The 566-nt window shown below is 45.2% G+C and carries 2 protein-coding genes; one reads left to right on the top strand and one right to left on the bottom strand.

Going from position 1 to position 566, the window contains the following annotated elements:
• A partial coding sequence (locus J7439_RS25985) for a hypothetical protein (RefSeq protein ID WP_209204952.1) occupies positions 1-210 on the bottom strand: 210 nt, incomplete at its 3' end.
• 28 nt (positions 211-238) lie between these two features.
• On the opposite strand from J7439_RS25985, the gene J7439_RS25980 reads away from it, so the two are divergent.
• On the top strand, positions 239-566 hold a 328-nt coding region (locus J7439_RS25980; RefSeq protein ID WP_209204951.1), incomplete at its 3' end, for a hypothetical protein.

Here is a 566-nt window from a genome sequence, read left to right as displayed (position 1 = left end):
ATCCGGGCCCATCCCATCCATAAAGCGCAGGCGTGTTACTGACAACAGCAGGAGTATTGTGTGTTCTGCAACTTCGCTACCTGCTAATCCGGAGCCAATGGAGACCGAACCGGCCATGCCTGCTGACCCGGCTTCCAGGCTTCCGGGAGTGATCAGTTCCCTATCAAGAAATCTACCAACCCTCAGCGACAACAGGCTATTAACTGGCAATGAACATACCTCAGCGATGGTGCAGGTCATGCCTGAACCAATGAAGGATGTACCGCTCACTACAGAAATTAGTGAAACATCAATTTCAGAATTTTCTGTAAGCCAGCAAAATGAACTGCGAACACATTTAAATAATCAAGAAATTCAAGCAATATTAACGAATGCCGGGACTCTTCTGAAAAACCTCAAAGACAGGAAAATTCAGTTAGCGCGAGACAGGGGAAAGCCACCCGCACATTCCCTCTTTTCCAAGTTAAAAAACTTCAGCATTGTTAAAGATTCTCAGACTTTCAAAGGCTATTTTGCCAAGGCCAACACGTTCTTTTTAGCTGTAAATCCCCAGCAGATTACAAATA

Origin of the sequence: Salinisphaera sp. G21_0, assembly GCF_017744115.1 — a bacterium.
In the GTDB taxonomy this organism is placed as follows: Bacteria; Pseudomonadota; Gammaproteobacteria; order Pseudomonadales; family Endozoicomonadaceae; genus Endozoicomonas.
The sequence above is the reverse complement of the archived record's forward strand: the minus strand, read 5'-3'. Positions and strand labels throughout refer to the sequence as shown.